Annotated in this window: 16 protein-coding genes; 1 reads left to right on the top strand and 15 read right to left on the bottom strand. The window is 57.4% G+C overall.

Translation table 11 applies throughout. The annotated features are described in order from the left end of the window. Nucleotides 1-4 precede the first annotated feature (4 nt). The 13 genes from OKX01_RS00310 to OKX01_RS00250 form a co-directional block, all read right to left on the bottom strand. On the bottom strand, nucleotides 5-1636 hold the full coding sequence (locus OKX01_RS00310; RefSeq protein ID WP_108727029.1) for an AMP-binding protein: 1632 nt from the start codon (nucleotides 1634-1636) through the stop codon (nucleotides 5-7). Nucleotides 1637-1655: 19 nt separating this feature from the next. Next, nucleotides 1656-2138 (bottom strand): aromatic-ring-hydroxylating dioxygenase subunit beta, encoded by a 483-nt coding sequence (locus OKX01_RS00305; protein ID WP_094195171.1) that lies wholly within the window; start codon nucleotides 2136-2138, stop codon nucleotides 1656-1658. A gap of 2 nt (nucleotides 2139-2140) precedes the next feature. Further along, complete coding sequence (locus tag OKX01_RS00300; RefSeq protein WP_108727028.1) at nucleotides 2141-3475, bottom strand: aromatic ring-hydroxylating dioxygenase subunit alpha; 1335 nt, start codon at nucleotides 3473-3475, stop codon at nucleotides 2141-2143. 23 nt (nucleotides 3476-3498) lie between these two features. Further along, nucleotides 3499-4467: a PDR/VanB family oxidoreductase gene (locus tag OKX01_RS00295; protein ID WP_094195169.1), complete on the bottom strand. Its 969-nt coding sequence runs from the start codon at nucleotides 4465-4467 to the stop codon at nucleotides 3499-3501. A 329-nt stretch (nucleotides 4468-4796) separates the two neighbouring features. Beyond that, nucleotides 4797-5585, bottom strand: coding sequence for a cyclase family protein (locus OKX01_RS00290; RefSeq protein WP_108727026.1), 789 nt, complete (start codon nucleotides 5583-5585; stop codon nucleotides 4797-4799). A gap of 248 nt (nucleotides 5586-5833) precedes the next feature. Then, nucleotides 5834-6862 carry a carbon-nitrogen hydrolase family protein gene (locus OKX01_RS00285; RefSeq protein WP_108727025.1) on the bottom strand — a complete coding sequence of 343 codons (1029 nt, stop codon included), beginning with the start codon at nucleotides 6860-6862 and terminating at the stop codon, nucleotides 5834-5836. A gap of 15 nt (nucleotides 6863-6877) precedes the next feature. Further along, entirely contained in the window at nucleotides 6878-7801 is a 924-nt protein-coding gene (locus OKX01_RS00280) for a fumarylacetoacetate hydrolase family protein (RefSeq protein ID WP_009463820.1), read from the bottom strand. A 95-nt stretch (nucleotides 7802-7896) separates the two neighbouring features. Continuing rightward, the gene (locus tag OKX01_RS00275; protein ID WP_094195166.1) at nucleotides 7897-9021 is read right to left on the bottom strand and encodes a cupin domain-containing protein; all 1125 of its coding nucleotides are present in this window, start codon (nucleotides 9019-9021) and stop codon (nucleotides 7897-7899) included. Nucleotides 9022-9042: 21 nt separating this feature from the next. Further along, entirely contained in the window at nucleotides 9043-11379 is a 2337-nt protein-coding gene (locus tag OKX01_RS00270; protein WP_094195165.1) for a bifunctional salicylyl-CoA 5-hydroxylase/oxidoreductase, read from the bottom strand. Nucleotides 11380-11509: 130 nt separating this feature from the next. Then, nucleotides 11510-11953, bottom strand: coding sequence for an acyl-CoA thioesterase (locus OKX01_RS00265; protein ID WP_230019526.1), 444 nt, complete (start codon nucleotides 11951-11953; stop codon nucleotides 11510-11512). A 95-nt stretch (nucleotides 11954-12048) separates the two neighbouring features. Next, complete coding sequence (locus OKX01_RS00260) at nucleotides 12049-12564, bottom strand: MarR family winged helix-turn-helix transcriptional regulator (RefSeq protein ID WP_009463824.1); 516 nt, start codon at nucleotides 12562-12564, stop codon at nucleotides 12049-12051. A 233-nt stretch (nucleotides 12565-12797) separates the two neighbouring features. Next, nucleotides 12798-14303, bottom strand: a complete 1506-nt coding sequence (locus OKX01_RS00255) for an indolepyruvate oxidoreductase subunit beta family protein (protein WP_264672265.1) — start codon at nucleotides 14301-14303, stop codon at nucleotides 12798-12800. Nucleotides 14304-14326: 23 nt separating this feature from the next. Further along, on the bottom strand, nucleotides 14327-16537 hold the full coding sequence (locus tag OKX01_RS00250; RefSeq protein WP_094195162.1) for an indolepyruvate ferredoxin oxidoreductase subunit alpha: 2211 nt from the start codon (nucleotides 16535-16537) through the stop codon (nucleotides 14327-14329). Between the two features lie 199 nt (nucleotides 16538-16736). On the opposite strand from OKX01_RS00250, the gene OKX01_RS00245 reads away from it, so the two are divergent. Next, complete coding sequence (locus OKX01_RS00245; RefSeq protein ID WP_009463827.1) at nucleotides 16737-17195, top strand: MarR family winged helix-turn-helix transcriptional regulator; 459 nt, start codon at nucleotides 16737-16739, stop codon at nucleotides 17193-17195. A 217-nt stretch (nucleotides 17196-17412) separates the two neighbouring features. On the opposite strand, the gene OKX01_RS00240 is transcribed toward OKX01_RS00245, so the two are convergent. Together OKX01_RS00240 and OKX01_RS00235 are read right to left on the bottom strand one after the other, a co-directional pair. Then, nucleotides 17413-18396, bottom strand: coding sequence for a Bug family tripartite tricarboxylate transporter substrate binding protein (locus OKX01_RS00240; RefSeq protein WP_094195161.1), 984 nt, complete (start codon nucleotides 18394-18396; stop codon nucleotides 17413-17415). Nucleotides 18397-18457: 61 nt separating this feature from the next. After that, nucleotides 18458-20053, bottom strand: coding sequence for a sulfatase-like hydrolase/transferase (locus tag OKX01_RS00235; RefSeq protein WP_264672264.1), 1596 nt, complete (start codon nucleotides 20051-20053; stop codon nucleotides 18458-18460). Nucleotides 20054-20194: the final 141 nt, after the last annotated feature.

The following is a 20194-nucleotide window of genomic DNA, read 5'->3' as shown; positions in this document are numbered from 1 at the left end:
GGGTTCAGGCCTCCTGACGTTTTTTCAGGTGATTGGTGTTCACGCAGGCCGGGTTTTCCAAAGCGGCCAGAGCCACCGTTTTCAGCTCACCGCGCTGAATCTTGTTGGTCGAGGTCAGCGGCAGGGCATCCACAAACAGCACGTAGCCGGGCACCTTGAAGTAGGCCAGTTGAGTCAGGCCCCACTGCACCATTTCCTGGGCAGCCTGTTCGCGCTGTTCCTGGGTTTCGATGGGATTGTGCGGCACCACCAGCGCCATCACTTCGTCGCCACGGATGGCGTCGGGCACGGCAGCCACGGCAATGGAGCGCACCAGCGGGTGCTGCTGCATGATGTTTTCCACTTCCACGGCAGCGATATTCTCGCCACTGCGACGGATCACATTCTTTTTACGGTCCACAAAATGCAGGTAGCCTTGTTCGTCACGGCAAACAATGTCGCCCGTGTGGAACCAGCCGCCTTCCCAGGCTTCATCAGTCGCCGCTGGATCTTTCCAGTAGCCGGAGAAAAAGCCGTAGCGTGGGTTATCACCCGCCGAGCGCACCAGCAACTCGCCGTTTTCACCGGCTTGAGCAGGCTCGCCATCGTCCTTGCGCAGCAGCACTTCTACCACGGGCATTTCCTTGCCAAAGCAGGAGGTGCCGATAAAGCGGGGCTCGTGATTGGCGATGATGCTGGCACCGGCGCCAGTTTCGGTCATGGCCCAGGCTTCCAGCAGCGGGAAACCAAAGCGTTCTTCAAACAGGGGGTGCAGACCGCGATCCACACCGGCGCCAAAACCAAAGCGCACACTATGCTGACGATCTTTTTCGCTGGCCTCGGCCTTCATCAGAATGGCGGGCATCACGCCCAGGTAATGCACCACGGTTGCACCGGATTCGCGTACCGAATCCCACCAACTGCGTGGGTGGAAACGGTCCAGGGAGATCAGGCAACCGCCGGTCTTGATCATGGCCATGGTCGAGCAGGCCATCGCATTCATATGGAACAGGGGCAGCGGAGTCAGCATGCGCTCTTTGCCGTGCTCCAGCGAGGCCAGACCACCAATGTCGCGGTACCACTCACCGGCGTAGTGGAAGTACTGGTTAGCCAGCATGCAGCCTTTGGGGCGGCCTGTGGTGCCGGAGGTATACAACAGGGCACATTCGCTGTTTTCATCAGGAATATCACAGGAGCGGCAAGCGGCGCGCTCTACCATCGGAGGCATGTCGCCATCGGCCATGATGGCAAAGGGCTGACCGGCTCGCTGAGCCGCTTCCAGCAGATCCTGGTGGCGGCTGGGCAGGGCAATGGCCATGATCATTTCCGAATGGCCGATCAGGTATTCCAGCTCGGCAGCGCGCAGGTCTGGATTGATCGGCACAATGGACACGCCCAGGCTGTTCAGTGCAAACCAGTGCAGGAAGAACACGGGGCGGTTCTCCAGCAGGATGCCGACGCGGTGACCGTGGCCGTAGCCAGCAACCGCGTAAGCACCGCGCAAGGCGTCGATACGCTCCAGCGCCTGACCATAAGTCAGCTCGCCCGCTTCAATACCGTAGATCTCAGCGGTCTCAGGCAGGGTACATACAAAGGGCTTGTCGCCCCATTTCTGGGCGGTGTCTCGAAAAGCCTGGTAGACCGTGGTGTTGGCCATCAAAAATTCTCCTGTCCTGTCACATAAACAACTGGATATTGCCGAAAGGCGCGTCGCAGTTAAGCAGATCCACTCGTTTCAGACGGATCTTCAAGGCGTCGTCCTGGCGCACCAGGGTGTAGGTATTCCAGCCTACGTAAATATCTTGGTTGTCGCCGCGCGTTTCCGTGTAATGGAAAGCGCAACGCACGGTGTATTCGCCTTTTTCCTCGTCCATGCTTTCCACGGTGGGTTGCTGGAGCAAGTGATGGCTGCGGCTCTTGGGCTGCTGGGAAAAGGTACGGCGGCCTGCCAGACGTTCCACACGGATACGCAGCAAGAGTTTGTCCTCGTGCATCAGGGACGCATGCAAACGAGCATCCTGCTGATCGTGAGCCAGAGGCATCCAGTAGTAGCCATCCTCGGTAAACAGGTCGAGCCATTGCTCGTAACGCTGTTCATCCAGCAGGCGGGCTTCCGCATACACAAAATCGATAAGGGCCTGACGGCTGATTTCGCTCATGGTTATTCCTCTTCTTGTTTGGCCTGCTGCTCGGGCAGCATGAACTTCAGCCAGGCACGGAACTGGGCGCGCATCTGCATTTCGCTGGTGCCGTTGATCACCACATTCTTTTGCTGGTCTTCGTCTTTTTCCACCAGACGGGCCAGATTCATCCAGTCGCGGCCACGCGACTGCAAGCCTTGCTGGGCACGCTCGTACATTTCCAGGTCATCGTGGCCGACCATGGAGGTCGGTGCGTTGATCAGGCGGTTGTACATCAGGGTGCGTTCCAGGAAGGTGTCAGGCGCACCCACCAGACGGAAGGTCCAGGACTCCACCAAGGTCTTGTCAGCGGCCAGCGGCTTGAACAAACGCAAGGTCTGGATCGGGCCCTTGACCATGATGTTGGGGAAGTAACAGGTGTTGTGACGCGTGTCGCCCAAAATGGCTTTGGCGCGTTCTTCACCGTAGGCTTCGACCATCTGGTCCCAATAGCCGGGGATCTCGGAGTAATCCGCGTGGATGGAGTTGCTCACGCCGGTATGGCCGTGACCGTTTTCCCACACACGAATACCCATGCCTTCGTAGAACTCGTAAGGCGACATGAACGGGGCGAACAGCTCAACCGCCATGGGCTTGGGCGTACCTGGAGGGGCCGCTTCCCAGGCTTTGACAGCCGTACCAGCCGAGGACTCGTGCGCCACCATGGGGTGACAGGTATCGGTCTGGTTATCGACCAGCATTTTCCAGTTGCACTGGTGCATGTAGCGCATTACGCCACCAGCCACTTCCAGACGACCTTCGGGGGAGCGATCCACCATATTGTCGATGGTGCTCAGGGACTCACCAAAAAAGTCCTCAAAGCTCACGCCTTCATCGGCCAGGCGACAGAACACGAAATCGCGGTACACCTTGACGTTCTGTACCGCCGCCATGCCCTTGCTGCCTTCGGTGCATTCAAAGCCGGTGTTTTCGTAGCCTTTCTTCAAAGGGATGGACAGCAACGAGCCGTCGGTCTTGAAGGTCCAGGCGTGGTAGGGGCAACGGAAGAATTTGCCCGTGTTGCCACAGGTCTCGCCCGCCACTTGCACGCCTTTGTGCGGGCAGCGGTTGTAGAGCACGCGGATGCTGTCATCGGTATGGCGCACCATGATGACGGACTCCGTACCGACCGTCGTGGTGTAGAAGTCGCCTTTATTGGGCACCTGGCTGGCATGGCCAACGTAGACCCAGGTATTGACGAACAACTGCTCCATCTCCAGTTCAAACAGCTCCTGGTTGATGTACAAATCCTTGTGGACCTCGGCCTCGCGTACCAACTCGCGGATGGCCTGGGGATTATCACGATACTTTTCCATCATGTTCTCCGTCGCCCTTGGGCTTATAGATCCAGCACCAGACGCGGGGTCTTGGCGCGGGAAATACAGATCTGGATGACCTTGTTGCTGGCTTTTTCCGAGTCGCTCAGGAAGTAGTCGCGGTGGTCAACCTCGCCTTCGATCACATCACAGGTACAGACGCCGCACTCGCCGCGCTTGCAGTCGATCATGGGGTCCAGGCCCTGCTCTTCCATCACGTCCACAATGGTCTTGTCGGCGGGAATGTGCAGGGTCACGCCAGTCTGGCGCAATTCCACTTCAAAAGGCTGGTCGCCTTCCTGGGGAGCGGCGGTAATGAACAGCTCGAAGTGAACATGGTCGCTAGGCCAGCCGCGTTGCTTGCAGGCTTCGATCACGGCATCAATCATGCCTTTGGGGCCGCAGACGTAAATGTGCTGGTCTTTGGACAGACCGTCGAGCAAAGTATTCAGGCAGAAACGGCCTTCGCTGTCATCCGCGTAGTGGCGCAGAGCCGGGCCGGACAGGGCCGTCAACTCGTCCAGAAAGGCCAGTTGTTCCACGCTGCGACCGGCATAGTGCAGTTGGTACGGGCGACCTTGATGATGCAAGGCAGCGGCCATGCTGGCAATGGGGGTGATACCGATACCACCGGCAATCAGCACGGTTTCGGTTTCGCCGGCAGCGGCAGCATGCAAGGGAAAATCGTTCTTGGGGCCAGCCACGCGCAGCGTATCGCCGACTTTGAGGCTGTGCATGAAGCGCGAACCACCCGAGCTGTTGTCCTCCAGGCGCACACCCAATCGGTAACAGGTCGGACCCTGTGCCGTGTCGGCGTCCAGCGAAATCAAGGAATAACAGCGGTGATCGTTCAGATCAGGGATCTGTACCTGCAGGTGCGAGCCCGGCGCAAACGCGGGCAGGGAACCGGCCTGGGCAGGCTCGAGCGTAAAACTGCGAATCAGCGGGGATGCGTTCTGGATGTCCCGGATGACGAGTTCAAAAGTATCCATCATGTGCCTACCATTGAGCATGACTACATCAATTACCCAGCCGAAAAGGCCAAGCCATGGCATCATGTAGCGCCGCAGGCGGCAATGGGACGGTATCTCGTAGCCGATCAAGGCTGCGTAAGGCTCGTCTACTGTCTCCGCTAAAACCGGCTGCCTGACATCCACACTGGCTGTACGGCTGGATCGCTATTCATTCTTTTGTGAATTTATTTTATTGATGAATAGTTTACGGATAAATATATACTGCCGAATATAATGGAAAACCACTAGGTGAGAAAACAGCAGAACCGTACTGTACACAATTCTGCCGTTGTCCCCCCTTTTTCTACTTATTGGGCAACCAGCGCAACGACGCGCAAGGGGCTGCCAGAGCCAGCTTCAATCTTCAAAGGGGCCGACATGATCAGCGCACCTTGAGGGGGCAGTTGATCCAGATTGCACAGACACTGCAGACCGTAGCGGTTGGCACCGTGCATCAGGGTGTGGCAAGGGTAGGCAATAGGCCAAGCGTAAGATTGACCTGCATCGGTGTTGATGGTTTCAACGCCAAAACCGTGAACCTTGCGCTCGTGAATCATCCACTCCACCGCTTCCTGTGCTGGGCCAGGCGTGTGAGCGCCGTCTTCACGCATGTTCAGGAACGCCTCGGCGTCGTTCACGCGCTTGGACCAGTCGGTGCGAAACAGTACCCAGGCGCCTTCAGGGATACGGCCATGCTTGGCTTCCCAGTTCTGCAAAAACTCCGAGGTCAGGATGAAGTCTTCGTTCTGGGCCACTTCAGCAGAAGCATCCACCACCACGGCAGGGCGCAGGAAATTGTCCACCGGAATGGTATCGACGGTGTTGTCGGGATGATCCTTACCGGAGATCCAGTGTGCTGGCGCGTCAAAGTGGGTACCTGTGTGTTCGCCACAGGTGAAGTTGTTCCAGTACCAGCCTGGGCCGTTTTCGTCGTATTGGCTGATGCGCTCAATCGAGAAGCCCACCGTCTGGCCAAACTGAGGGGGCAGTTGCAAGGCGGGGAAGCTGGGAGACAGAGTCTGGGTCAGATCCACGAAACGGACCTGCTTGCTGTCGATCGCCTGGATAAAGGCTGCCAATGGGTTCTTGTCGCTCATGTCATCTCCTACTTAGATCTTATGTCATCGTTATAAGTGCCTGCCCTGCAAGGCGCAGGATAGGGACCAGCCGTTAAAACAGCCCGCTCCTTCAGGCCCGGCGCTGCCCTTTTTTACAAAAGGCAGTGTGCATCTTGAACCGCTGCGGCCAGGCCACGGCGGTTTTTTTTGAGCCGGTCGCTTGAGCAAAGCGACCCGTCAAAAAACGGTCCCGATCCAATACTGGAAAGGGACCGTCTTGAACCTGCTTACACTTCCTTGTCGTCCAGAACGGAGAACTCGGCAGGATTCAGGTCTGGCTGGGACGCTGCATCGCCTTCGTAAAAGCGGGCAGGGGTCAGCGCCTTGCGATTCACACGCAGGTCAAACACGTCAAAACGATTGTAGTGACCAGTGATATCGTGCATTTGACGCGGCTGGATGCAGCGCGACAGATCGATGTCGGCGTAGGCAATGCCTTCCTTGTCGATCAGTGCTTCGCCCTGCACGCGGCCATCGGGACCAATAATGCCCGAGAACGCGCTGTTGGGACGAGCCAGCAGCTCACGTGCTTCTGGATGGCTGGCCGACATGGCTTCGATGATTTCCTCGGAAACCGTCGAGCAAGCCACCACCGTAAACACCTTGCCTTCAAAGCAATGAGCCGCAGCCCGCAGGCGAATCGCTTCGGCCATGTCGTAGTCTTTTGGTGCCACGGGCAAGGCAATGTAGCTGGCAACGTGGACCAGTTCACCTTGCGACAACAGGCTGAAACGAGCCAGCGTGTTGGTGTTTTCACCGCAAGCCAAGGCACCCAGCGGGCCGATGGTAGTGTCATGCACACGCATCGAGGAGGCGTCACCGTTGGCCCAGGTCAGCTTTTCAGCCCAGGTTGGAACCAGTTTGCGGTGACGACCCAGAATGCGGCCATCGGCACCGATGGTGACCAGCGTGTTGTAAATGGTGCCGATGCCAACGGGACTGCGCTCGTTCACACCCAACACCACATTGACCTTGCGCTGGCGGCAAACCTGCGCAACCTTCTGGATCTCGGGACCGGGCACTTCGATGGCCGATTTGCACAGGCGCTCGAACCACGGGCTGCCCTCGATCGGGTTCATCACCCAGCTCCAGTAGGGGTAACCGGAGACGAACACCTCGGGAAAGGCGATCAGCTCGGCACCGTTGTCGGCTGCTTCATTGATCAGACGACATACTTTCTCGATGGTCGCATTCGTGTCCAGGAACACAGGCGCTGCCTGAACGGCGGCGGCCTTGAACTGACGCAATTCCAGCATCATGCTCTCCTTTACTTAGTTTTGGGGGGTCACGTCCACGATGGGGTGACGCAATTCGCCAATGCCTTCGACCACTGCGTGCACCACATCACCAGGCCACATCCACTCTTGAGGATCACGGCCAGCGCCCACGCCTTCTGGGGTACCGGTAGCGATAATGTCACCGGGTTCCAGCGTGATACCGGCGCTGATGTCCGCGATCAGGTCGTTCACGTTGAACAGCATGTGCTTGGTGTTGGAGCTTTGCTTGGTCACACCGTTGAGCGTCAGGCTCAGGTTCAGGTTGTGAGGATCGGTCAGCTCGTCGGCCGTCACGATCACGGGACCGAAAGGAGCGTAGGTGTCCTGGCCTTTGGAGTAAATCCACTGACCGGCACGACGGCAGTCGCGGGCGCTCACGTCGATCATGACGGAGTAACCGAACACGTACTTCAGGGCGTCCTCTTTAGCCACGCGCTGAGCACGGGTGCCCATGATCACGGCCAGTTCCACTTCCCAGTCCATTTGCTGAGTGATGTTCTTGTTGTGCTCGATAGCGTCGCCAGGGCCAACCACGGTGGTGGGTGGCTTGGAGAAAATCACGGGCTGTTTGGGCAGCTCTTTGGAAGTGTCCAGCGTACGGCTGGATTCGGCCACGTGTTCCACGTAGTTCAGACCGATACCAAAGATGTTCTTGCGTGGGCGTGGGATAGGAGCCAACAGCTTGACGTTGGCCAGGGGCAGCGCCACACCAAAAGGCATATCGTCGGCGTAGGTTTCCAGCAAGCGAGCCGTGGAAGTCACAGCGGCTGGGCCCAGGTCGATGAAATCGAGCATATTGTCAGGCAGCATGTGGCCTGTGGCGTCGCCCAGGTAACCCAGGTCAACCACCAGATCGCCCACAATGGCACCCAAGCGGCCAGCGGCAGCAACTTCACTACGGTACGTTACAAGACGCATTTCTATCTCCAGATTGGGCCATCTTGTGCAGATGGCTTGAATAAATCGGGTCGGCCCGCCTTGGCAGGCCGTCCAAATAAGTTAAACAAGTAGTCTTACAGCAGGACCTGGTGGCCGCCGTTCTCTGCCAGCGCTTCTTCGCGGTACAGATTCAGGGCGCGCATCACGGGCAGATCGTGGAACGAGAACAGGCAAGCGTCATCGGACGAGGAACCGTTCACGTGCTCGTGGAACATCCAGGAAGGTACGCAGAAAATGTCGCGTTCGCGCCAGTCAAAGCGTTTGCCATTGATGATGGAATACCCTTCACCTTTGGCGCATTGATACATGATGCTGCCCGTGTGACGGTGGGCCTTGGTGTGCTCGCCAGGACGCAGCATTTGCATGCTGGCGCCAATGGTAGACATGACAGGGCCGCCAGTCAGCGGGTTGATGTAGTCCATGATGACGCCATCAAATGGGCTGCCGTCCGTGACCTTGGCGTAGGCCGACAAAGCTTCGTAAGTAGGCTCCCACTCGTACTTGAGCAGGGGCGAATACGGTTTTTGCCAGTCGTGCAAGGTTGGCTTCAGGCCACGGCCACCCCAGATACCCACCGCGTCATTGACGGGGTGCGTAATGGCTTGGGACAGGTCAGGGTGAACCGCGTAGAAACCGGCTTCCAGTGCGTTGACCAAGGGGATGTCCAGACCGTCTTGCCAGATGCAAGGCAGGCCGTCCGCTTCAACGCCATGCTCGTGCCAGCAGCCGTTAGGCGTGAGCACGAAGTCATTGGCACCCAGCGTCATCTTGTGGCCGTCCACGATGGTGTAGGCACCACGGCCTTCCATAATGAAACGCAGGGCCGAGGAGGAGTGAGCATGAGCGGAAGCCGCTTCGCCCGGTTTCATGACCTGCAAACCGGAGTACAGCCAACCCACCGCCGCCGAGACTTCCTGGCGACCGGGGTTGTTCAGGTAAATCACGCGACGACCGGCCTTTTCAGGACTGACCAGATCGACCGAACGCAACACGTAGTCGCGCAGGTCGCGGTAGCGCCAGACCACTGGCACGGAGTCAGACTTGGGCTCCCAGGGCTCAATCTTGTTGGCCACGGTCCACAGGGCGCCGGCCTCAAACTGAGTCAAATCCTGGTAGTACTTCACCAATTCGGGCGTGTCCTCAACATCTGCACGACCGAGCACGCTTTCGCGGTGGGTGTCAAAACGTTCTTCCGACATGATGCTGTCTCCTTCTGTGTTTTATGACTTGGCAGGGCCGTCCTGGGCCACTGGCGCACGTTTGATTTGACGCTGCAACCAGTCCTTGCCCCATTCGTACTGAACGGGCCAGGCCAGGTCGGTGTAACCCAGCTCCGCAGCCTGACGCTGAGGCCAGTTTGCGTCGGCCAAAAAGCCACGCGACAGGGCACACAGGTCAGCACGGCCTGCAGCAATAATGCTGTTGGCGTGATCCGCTTCCATGATCGAACCCACCGCCATGGTGGCGATACCGGCTTCGTTACGGATACGGTCGGAGAATGGTGTCTGGTACATGCGGCCGTAAATTGGCTGCTGCTCCAGCACCACTTCACCCGAGGACACGTCGATCAGATCGGCACCGGCTTGCTTGAACAGGCGTGCAATTTCCACACCGTCGTCCGCCGTGTTACCGCCTTCGGCCCAGTCGGTTGCCGAGATACGCACCATGATGGGCTTGTTCTCTGGCCAGACGGCGCGGATAGCCGCAAACACTTCCAGCGGGTAAGCCATGCGATTTTCCAGACTACCACCAAACTCGTCACTACGCTGATTCGTCAGCGGCGAGATGAAGCTGGACAAGAGGTAGCCGTGGGCCGCTTGCAATTCGATGCAGTCAAAACCGGCCTGATCGGCGCGCTTGGCCGCAGCCACAAAGGCGTCACGAATTTCGTCCATCTGGGCACGGGTAATCTCGGCAGGCACGGCAGTTACGCCCGCCTGATACGGCAGGGCGGAAGCCGACACCAAGGGCCAGTTGCCTTCAGCCAGCGGCTGATTGGCTTTTTCCCAGCCCAGTTGCGTCGAACCGCGACGGCCCGCATGGCCCAGTTGCACACCAATCTTGGCACCCTGTTCGTGGGCAAAAGCCACTACAGGTTTCCAGGCATTGGCCTGCTCGTCGTTCCACAGACCGGTACAACCGGGAGTGACACGGCCTTCAGGCGTCACGGCGGTCATTTCAGCCATGATCAGGCCAGCACCACCCATGGCGCGGCTGCCGTAATGCACTTGGTGCGTAGCACCGGGCATACCGTCCTTGGCGCTGTACATCAAGGTGGGCGAGAGCACGACACGGTTCTTCAACTGCATATCGCGCAGTTTGAAGGGCGTGAACATGGGCGAAGGGGCCTTTTCACCGTCGGCCAGCGTCATGCCGGCTTCGGTCGCCATCCAGCGCTCGTATTTTTCCAGCCAGGCGGCGTCACGCATGCGCATGTTCTCGTGCGAGATGCGCTGCGAGCGGGTCAGCATGGAGTAGGTGAACTGCTCGGGCTTCATATTGGCGTAACGGGCCACGTTCTCGAACCATTCGGTCGAGTTACGGGCAGCGTTCTGAATACGCAATACGTCCACGCTACGAGCGGCTTCGTAATCTTTCAGGGCCTCTTCCATGGACTCGTGGTCCATGTGCTGGGCCAGGGTGATGGCATCTTCCAGGGCCAGCTTGGTGCCGGAACCAATAGAAAAGTGAGCGGTGTGAGCGGCGTCGCCCATCAGCACCACAGGAACCTTCTTGCCAGTGCCGTAATCTTGCCAGTGCACCCACTTGTTGCAGATAACGCGTGGGAAACGGATCCAGATGGCCGAACCGCGCAGGTGGGTGGCATTGCTGATCAGCTTGTTGCCATCGAGGTGGTCGGCAAACAGCTTTTCGCAGTAGGCAATGGCATCTTCCTGCGACATTTCGCCAATACCGGCTTTCTGCCAGGTCTCTTCAGGCGTTTCCACGATGAACGTGGACAGGCCGTCCTGGAAGCGGTAGGCGTGAGCCTGGAACCAGCCGTGCTCGGTTTCAACAAAGATGAAGTTAAAGGCATCGAACACTTTTTCCGTACCCAACCACACAAAGCGGCAGTTACGGGTGTCGATATCAGGCTGAAACACGTCTTCGTAACGGGTACGCACAGCACTGTTGATGCCGTCAGAAGCGATCAGGATATCGGCGTTGTACTTGCGGGCCAATTCAGCTTCGTCCGTGACCACGGTCTCGAACACCAGCTTGACGCCCACTTCTTCACAGCGAGCTTGCAGGATGTTCAGCAGTTTCTTGCGACCAATCCCGATAAAGCCATGACCGCTGGAGCGCACGGCGCTACCTTTGAAATGGCACTCAATGTCGTCCCAGTGGTTGAACGCGTCACCGATGGTCTGCGCGGACACGGGGTCAGCTTCACGCAGGTTTTCCATGGTGGCGTCCGAGAACACCACACCCCAGCCAAAGGTGTCGTACGGTCGGTTGCGCTCGACAACAAAAACCTCGTTCTGAGGGTTTTGCAACTTCATCAGCAAACCGAAATACAAGCCGGCTGGGCCTCCGCCAATACATACGATATTCATGATATGTCCGTATGGTCTGAATACATGCTTTCGAGCATAGTATATTTATTAATAAATATTATACAAGTCAACTATTTAAATCAAAAAAAATAGCTGACCTGCACACTGCCTGCTACTACTTCAAACTAGATCAAGCCTTGCTGCTTTCTGGCTGGGCAATCACATACGCTTGCATGGGGTTGCGCAGAAAATCAGGGATAGAAATACCCAGGTGCGTCTCCAGCGAGGTGGTCACCACGGTCTGGCGCACTTGCATACGCAGCACACCATCTTTACCGATGCAACGCAACAGCAGCGTCAAGGAGCTATTGCCAATGCGTTCCACACCCAGGCTCATCACCACATCATCACCCATACGGCTGATGGACTTGAACTCGGCCTCAATATGCACCGAGGGCATGCCTACCCGTTTGCTGGCGATCATGTTGTGAAAACCCTCGGGGGTCATGGAGTCGATCCATGCTTCCATCAGGTCGTTAAACATCACAAAGTACTGCGGATAAAAAACGATACCCGCTGGATCGCATTCCGAAAAACGGATGCGATGTTCTTGTTCGTACAGCTTGGAAACCATGTTGTAGACACCTTTTTAGCAAGTGTTTTGTGCGCCTGTTCGTGACGCTATCCGCATCCTGCCCGGTTCACAGGCCTGGCAGGATGCACCTTATGCTAGCCAGCAGCGCTTTGCAGATGGACCCGCAACAGGCCCAGATGCTGATGGATGTGTACGACTTCCTCGGTACCCAGTCCTTCAAACATTTCTGCAATCCAGTCGCTGTGGGCCTGGGCCATCGCCTCGAAACTGCTTTTGCCCTTGGGGGTCAGTCGCAACACCCAGGCACGTCGATCTGTCGGGCTACTCTGACGAGACACCATGCCCTCGCGGGCCAGCTCGTCAGTCAGTCCGGTAATATTGCCGCCGGTCACCATCAGATAGCGCGACAACTCACCCATCTTCAGGCCCTGCGGGTAGCGGTACAACTGGGCCATATAGTCAAAACGGGCCAGCGAAATATCAAAATTCTGGCGCAGGCGGCGACGGATTTCGTCCTCGATCTGCTTGGTGCAGGTCAGCATGCGCAACCACAGTTTCAGGCTGGCCGGGTCCTTGGGACCGACGCGCCCTTCAAAACCGGCATCGGCCGGCTCTACCAAAAATTCGAGTGCTGCTTCGCTTTGATTCATATTGTTTTTCCCCCAAGCTTTGGCTAATTCAGTTTGACCAACAGGCGGGATATTCTTGCTTGAACAAGTGGCCAAGTAGACACAGGATCTATGGCTTTCAGGGCCTTGGTCGCAGTGCCAATCCGAATTTATATTCTACTATGAATATTTTAGAAATAAAGTATTTGGGGGGTTAAATCCGTGTCCTCAAGGGTTTTCACCGAGGCCGCCCGAAAGCGGCCCGGTGTGACCCTTTACACCAGAGCGTACTGGCGCAGTGCCGCCTCCAGCTTGGTGCCGTGCTCGTCGGCCAATGCCGCATCACGCAAGGCACCCAAGATGGCAGGTGACAGGGTGCTGGGGTTACGCTCCAGCGCCGACATCACGGTCTGGTAATTACGCAAACCACGGGCATGCGTATCGCCATAACCTTTGACCAGACGCTGGCACTGAGCAATTTCCAGCGCCAAAGCCGGGTGGGCATCGGCAGCCTGTTCGATCTGCTTTAGCCAGCCTTCAATACGCTGCTGCTCGGCCTGGTAACGCAGCGTACGACGACGCCAACGCTTAAAGCCCGACAGTACGTACAAAGGAATGAAACCGCGCACCGAACTGGTTTGAATAACACGACCGGATTTGGTCTGCGACTTCACCAGCTTGTTGCCCCAGGTAGGACGCATCAACCAACGGCCCACACTGGCAAAAGGCAGGATTTCGCTGATTTCTTCCACACGGGGATGCATGTATTCATTGATCGCCACGATCTGGCCGTCAGTTGCACGCACTTCTTTATGTACACGATCAAAACGGCTGGAGCGGGTTTTCAGTTCGGCCACGCGAATGGCGTCCTCATAGGACATCCACAACGCCAGATAACGGCCTGTTTCACGGATCAGGGCCACATCGTCAGGACGGGCAAACTGGCTGATCTTTTTCAGGCGGTCCAGGTACAGATTGGCGTAGGCCACGTCCTGGAAGTCCAGAACCCGACGCACCCCTTCCACCACGATAGGCTGGGCCTGCTCGGGCACTTCGGCACGGACACGGTCAATCAGCTTGGCCACGGCAGGATCGCGAGGGGCCAACGTAGCCATATCAACCAGCTTGGTTTCCGAATCGGATTTGCCTGCATCGCCTTCAGCGACACGGGCGTAAGCGGCACCAAACGCCTTCAGGCTGGGCTTGACGCCCACGCCACCGCGTTCGATGGTCTGCTCGAACTGCGAGCGGCTAAAGGGCAGCACGCCGGTGCTGGCCAAGGCGCCAAACAGCACGGCGGAAATCACGCTGCCCGAGTCCTCGGCCGCTTTTTCCATATTGAAGTACACAAAACGCTTGGCCGCCTGGCTTGCGTGCGCAATCAGAGCATTGTCGTCCACACGGCCATCGCCCATGGCCGATTTTTCGGCAATGGAATAGACACGGTGCGTAGAGGCAATCAGCGTGGTGCGGTCCTCGGTGACCAGCCCACGTTGTACAGCGCGACCGGCTTCCATCAGCTCGGAGGCCAGCACCACATCCACATCACCGGGCATAGGCATCAGGGCCAGCACCGGCTTTTTGCCATCCACAGCCGCCGAATGCGGGAACAGTTCCACGTAGTAAATCGTGGCGCCGGTACGCTGAGCCACGCCAGGCACCGAGGTGGTCTGTGCAAAGTAGCCGTTTTGTTCGCCCAGATTGACGATCCAGTCGGCCAACACGCCGCCACCTTCGCCCCCCATGGCCAAAATAGCAATCTTGATTGGTTTGATCTGCATGATAAGAATCTCTACGGGTGTACTTAGAAGGCCAGACGATCACGACGAGCAGCGTCACGACGCTGCAACCAACCGATAAAGCCACGGCGGGTTTTTTCGCGGAACTTGTCCCAGCCTGTCGGGTTGCTGACCACTTGTGCACGGTAGAAAGACGGGCACAGAATCGCGGCGTGGGAAACCTCACCACACAGACCGCAACCCACACAACTGTTCATCACATTCGCTACGGGGTCCTGACGCAGGGCGTCCGGATTGGGGCGAATCGACAGCGAAGGGCAACCGGACAAACGAATGCAGGAGTGATCGCCGGTACATGTATCCGGGTCCACACCAAAGCGCTCGCGCACCACACGTTCGCCAGCAGCCACGGCTTTACGCACCTGGCCTTTCTCACGCCGCTGACGGTTCAACATACATTCGCTTTGCGCCACCAGCACCTTGGGACCTTTTTCCTTGGTCGTCAGGGCTTCACGCAAGGTGGCCGTCATGGTCTTCAGGTCGTAGGTGCGACGAATCATGCGCAGCCATTCCACACCCACACCCCGCGCCGCTTTCTCGATCAGGTGACCGGTACTGCGGGTTTCGTTCTTGGCCTTGGAGGACAGAATATCCTGACCACCCGTGGCTGCGGTGTAGCTGTTGTCGATCACAATGGTCAGGTTGTCACTGCGGTTGAACACGGCGTTAGCAATACCACTGGTCAAACCGTTATGCCAGAAACCACCGTCACCCATGACCGAGATCGCGCGCTTGTCCGAATCCACGTTCAAGGCGGCCGAACCGGCGCCACCCAGGCCGTAACCCATGGTGGTGTTACCCAGGTTGAAGGGCGGCAAAATGGAGAACAGGTGGCAACCAATGTCGGCCGACACGTGGTGTTCGCCCAATTCGCGCTCCACCAGCTTCAAGGCAGTAAAGATAGGACGCTCGGGACAGCCGGTACAAAACCCGGGGGGTCGGGCGTGGACGTTCTCGTCCAGGCTGCCCAAGGGTTTGATCTCAGCCGCTTCGACTTCCACCAGACTGGCTTGTTCAGCTTTAGGACGCTCCACGGTCTCGACTTTCATCGGAATCACGCGTGGCTTGCGAGGGGCCAGAGGCTCGACGCGGCCGTATTTTTCCATGAAGGCACGCAGGCCCTTCAACATGGTGGCAGTGTTGTACTCACCGGCCAATGGCAGCAGATCCTTGCCGTGCAGCGTCACATCCACATTGTGACGACGCACGATGTCGGAGATGTTCTGTTCCACAAAGTTGGGCTGACCTTCTTCCAGCACCAGCACCGCACGCTTGCCTTCACAAAAGCGAACGACTTCAGATTCAATCAAGGGGTAGGCCACGTTCATGACGTACATGGGCACTTTGGATTCGCCAAACACATCGGCCAGATCCAGATGCTCAAGCGCACGGATCACGGTGTTGTAGCCACCGCCCTGAACGATCAAGCCCACATCATCGGTGCCATCTGCAAAGAACTCGTTCAGCTGACGCTCTTCGATGAACTTGACGGCATTAGGCCAGCGCTGTTCGATCTTTTCTTTTTCGTGCATGAAGCTGGCAGGCGGCAACACAATGCGATTGATATCGCGTGTGGGTTGCTCCATGGCTTCTTTAATAGTGAACTTGGCGCGGCGGTTGTCCGAGGCCACAAACTGGCCATGCACGTGGCAGGCGCGAATCCGCAGCTGCAACATCACCGGGGTATTGGACGCTTCGGACAGATCAAAGCCGTCTTTAACCGCTTGCACAATACAGGGCAGGTTGGGGCGGGGATCGAGCATCCACATCTGGGATTTCATGGCAAAAGCGTGGCTACGCTCCTGCATGATGGACGAGCCTTCACCGTAGTCTTCGCCCACAATGATCAGCGCACCGCCCTTGACCCCACCCGAGGCCAGGTTGGCCAGCGCGTCCGAGGCCACGTTGGTGCCTACCGTTGCTTTGAAAGTAATGGCGCCACGCAGCGGGTAGTTGACCGACGCGGCCAGTGTTGCCGCCGCCGTCGCCTCGCTGGCGCTGTTTTCAAAACGGATTCCGTTCTCTTGCAAAATGTCCTGGGCATCGGCCAAGACGTCCATCAAGTGCGAGATAGGTGCACCCTGGTAACCGGCCACGTAGGACACGCCTGATTCCAGCAGGGCCTTGGTCACCGCCAGGATGCCTTCGCCACTGAATACGTCTCCATCACCCAGGCGCAGCTTTTTGACTTCTTCGACAAACGATCGCTCAGCCATTTTTCTTTCCTTACTTACCGCTCATTGTGAACATGGTATTTATTTTCATATGAATATGTTTATATCTCAACATATCCATCCTCATGGTTTTCCCTAGTAAAGTCAGCAAACTATTTGCGACACGCAAACGGACAGCTTGGTTATAGTGAGCCCTGTTGCCACCATGTGGCACCCACTAGCCCGTAATGACAATAAGCACATGAGCCCCACCGAACACGACACCGTCTTTGTCGAAAACTACCTGCCCGCCTTATTGGCCCAGGCCAGCCAACTGATCTCTGCCGAGTTCCACGAAGTGGTGCTAAGCAACGGTTTGTCCATTTCCGAGTGGCGTGTCCTGTCCACCCTGTCGGGCGCGGGCGAAGTCAGTATCGGCCACCTGGCTCGTATTGCAACGACCAAACAACCGACCGTCACCCGCTTGCTGGACAGACTGGAAAAACAGGGTTTGCTGCGCCGCGTGGCCCACGATGTGGACCGACGTATCACGCTGGTCCGTATTACCGAAGAAGGCCAAACCCTGATCTCCGGTCTGATTGCCAAGGCCCGCCTGCACGAGCAGGAAGTGGTGCAGCGCCTGCAGCCACTGGATGTCGGTGCCCTCAAGACCACCTTGCGGCGCCTGATCTCCGAGCAGCACGACTACAACGATCAGTAAAACGCAGCGACACCCGTCACACTATTGGTTCAAACCCTGCAAGGGGCTGCTCTGACGGTTCGAGTCCGGTCTTTAACGGTCGCCAACGTCATGAAACACCACCCGCGCACCACTGAAACAGTGCGTGGGTGGTGTTTTTTTGTCCGCTCAAGCCATTCAGTCTCATCACACCCTGTCCGACCAACAGGCCGGCACAGGGTGCGATCAAACAACCCGCCTATTCAGGCTGAATACCCAGTGTAGGAATCAACTCGGCATAGACCTTAGAGTCATTTTGCACGCGCTCCAGAGTCTGGGCCGGGGTGGTGTAGAACTGGGCCAGTCCACGGCTCTTGAAAGCGGCCAGCATCTCGGGCGTTTTCAGAGCCGCATCGACCTGTTCCTGAATCTCCTTTACGGTGTCATCCGGTGTGGTACCAGGAGCGAACAGCGCAAAGGTAGTCGTGGGGATGCTGTTGGCATGACCACCTGCTTCCTGCACCGTCGGCACGTTGGGCAGCAACTCCGTACGCTTGTCTGCCCCTACCGCCAGCACGCGCACCTTGCCACCATCTACGTGTTGCGAAGCCAGAATACCGCCAACCAGCATGGCATCGGTCTCACCGCCCAAAATGGCATTTGTGGCCGGGGCCATACCCTTATAGGGAATGTAGGTGAAGTTCACGCCTTCTTCACGGGCCAGCAAGCCCATACCCAGGTGCGTAACGTGTCCGCGACCACCTGTACCCACATTGGTATCACCATTGGCTTTCTTGGCCTGAGCGATGAACTCCTTGTAATCCTTGGCCGGGAAGTCATTACGCACCAGCAGGTACAGATTCACTCCGGCTACGGTGGTGACCGGCTTTAAGTCCTTTTCCCATTTGTAGGGCAGGTTACTGTAGAGCAGGGGATTGGTGGAGACCGCCAGACTGTCCACCATCAGCAAAGCAGAACCGTCCCCCTTGGCTTTGGCAACATTATCAGTACCGATAATGGCATTGGCACCCGGGCGGTTTTCAATCACAAACACCTTGCCGGTGGCCTTGTTCAAATGCACACCCAGATCGCGGGCCAGAATGTCAGGCTCAGTGCCGGGTGGGTAAGGGACCACAATACGAACCTGATCCGTCGTCGGCCAGGCAGCCTGAGCCATCATCGGGGCCAAGGCCCCCACACCTGCCACCAACAGGGCCAGCGTCGTATTTTTAAGCTGCTTCATTGTCCACTCCTTATCGTTATTGATTGCGGTCCGCCACCCACTGGTAGCCCCCGCAGCGCATTTACCATCGTCCAATCAAGATATTCATCATGCGCTCGTGCGCATTGGTACGATCCTCTACCGCAGCCCAGCTCTCGCTGGCACGTCCTTTCAGGGTGTCGTGCCAGTCCAGCAGGCCTTCTTTCATACGCCGACAAACCGCTGCATACGCCGGGTCTGCGCCCAGATCGTGCAGCTCGTCAGGGTCTTGCCTCAAATCGAACAATTGTGGCCGGTAACCCTGCCAATGCATGTATTTATACTCGCCATCACGCAACATCAGGCCACGGCATTCGTCCACGCCACGACCCAGAATCTGGCGGGCTTCCCGATAGGCATAATCCAGGCTGGCCACGGTGTATTCACGTGCCCACTCGGACTGACCGTGCAAAAGCGGAATCAGGGAACGGCCTTCCACCCGGTGTTCCTGGGCGGGCAGATGCAAGGCATCCAGAATCGTGGGGGTGACATCCACACACTCCACAAAGGCATCGCTGCTTTGGCCGCGTGTGGCATTGGCCAAGGTCCGTGGGTCCACCACGATCAGCGGCACGCGAATGGCGTTTTCAAAGAAGTACTCTTTCTCGCCCAGCCAATGGTCGCCCAGTAAATCGCCATGATCGGAGCTAAAAATGATCAGGGTATCTTTCAGGCGATCTTGCTGCTCGAGCATGTCCAGCAAACGGCCGACTTCATCATCAATCTGCTGGACCAGGCCCATATACACGGGCTTGATGGTGCGCCAGACCTCGTCCTGGGCAAAAGACTGGGACTCTTCATGCTGCTGATAGGCCGCATGCACCGGATGCGCATTCTGGCGCTCGTGTTCCGCACGCAAGGGGGTACAGGCGTCTTCCGGGCCGAAACAGTCGTGGTAGGGTGCCGGAGCTTTATAAGGCCAGTGCGGTTTAATGAAAGACAGGTGCAAGGTCCAGGGTTCTTCGCCTTTGGCCGTGATGAAATCCATGGCCCGCTGGGTGAAGTACGCGGTTTCAGAGTCCTGTGCCTGTACCCGTGCGGGCAGGCTGGCATTGCGCATGTACCAACCAGAGGCGAACTGGCCCTGGGCATCCTGGCTGCCAATCACATAGTCTTCCCAGGGACGCTCGCTGTCGTAACCCTGGGCCTGCAAATACTGGCGATACTCGCTATCCGGGCCCATTTCAAAGTGGCCGTCATAACGCTCAATCGCGGTAAAACCACCTTGCCAGAAACGCTCGGCAGCCTCGGGCTGAACCTGAAAACGTCGAGCATTGGCGCCAGCTGGGTCCGGTACATGGTGCGTCTTGCCCAACAGATGGCAGTCCCTTCCCGACTGGGCCAGATAATCGCCCAGATACAGCTCGTCGATGGGGTGAGGGACGCGGTTCCAGGTGACCCGATGCGACAAGGGGTAGCGGCCGGTGTAGTACGAGGCGCGTGACGGTCCGCAGACAGCCGAGTTCACATAGGCGCGATCAAACCGCAGTCCCATCGCCGCCAAACGATCCAGATTCGGCGTCTTTAGCGCACCACCAGGGCGATAACAGGACAGATGATCGGCGCGTAACTGATCACACATGATGAACAGTACATTTTTAATTTCCAACGACACTTGGCTGTGCTGTGCCTGATCCATGTCCACCTCGTCAAACCGGGGCCGGGTCCACAAGGTGCCCAGCGTCACAAAAAGAGTAGGCCATGTGTAAGCAAATACAGAACAGACCCGCTTATATTCCCGATTATTACCGCAGTCTGAGAAAAATTTCCGAATAATCTG

Origin of the sequence: Alcaligenes sp. SMD-FA, from assembly GCF_025960365.1 — a bacterium.
GTDB classification, from domain to species: Bacteria; Pseudomonadota; Gammaproteobacteria; order Burkholderiales; family Burkholderiaceae_B; genus Alcaligenes; species Alcaligenes aquatilis.
Note: the sequence above shows the minus strand (reverse complement) of the source record. Positions and strands in the feature narration are given on the sequence as shown.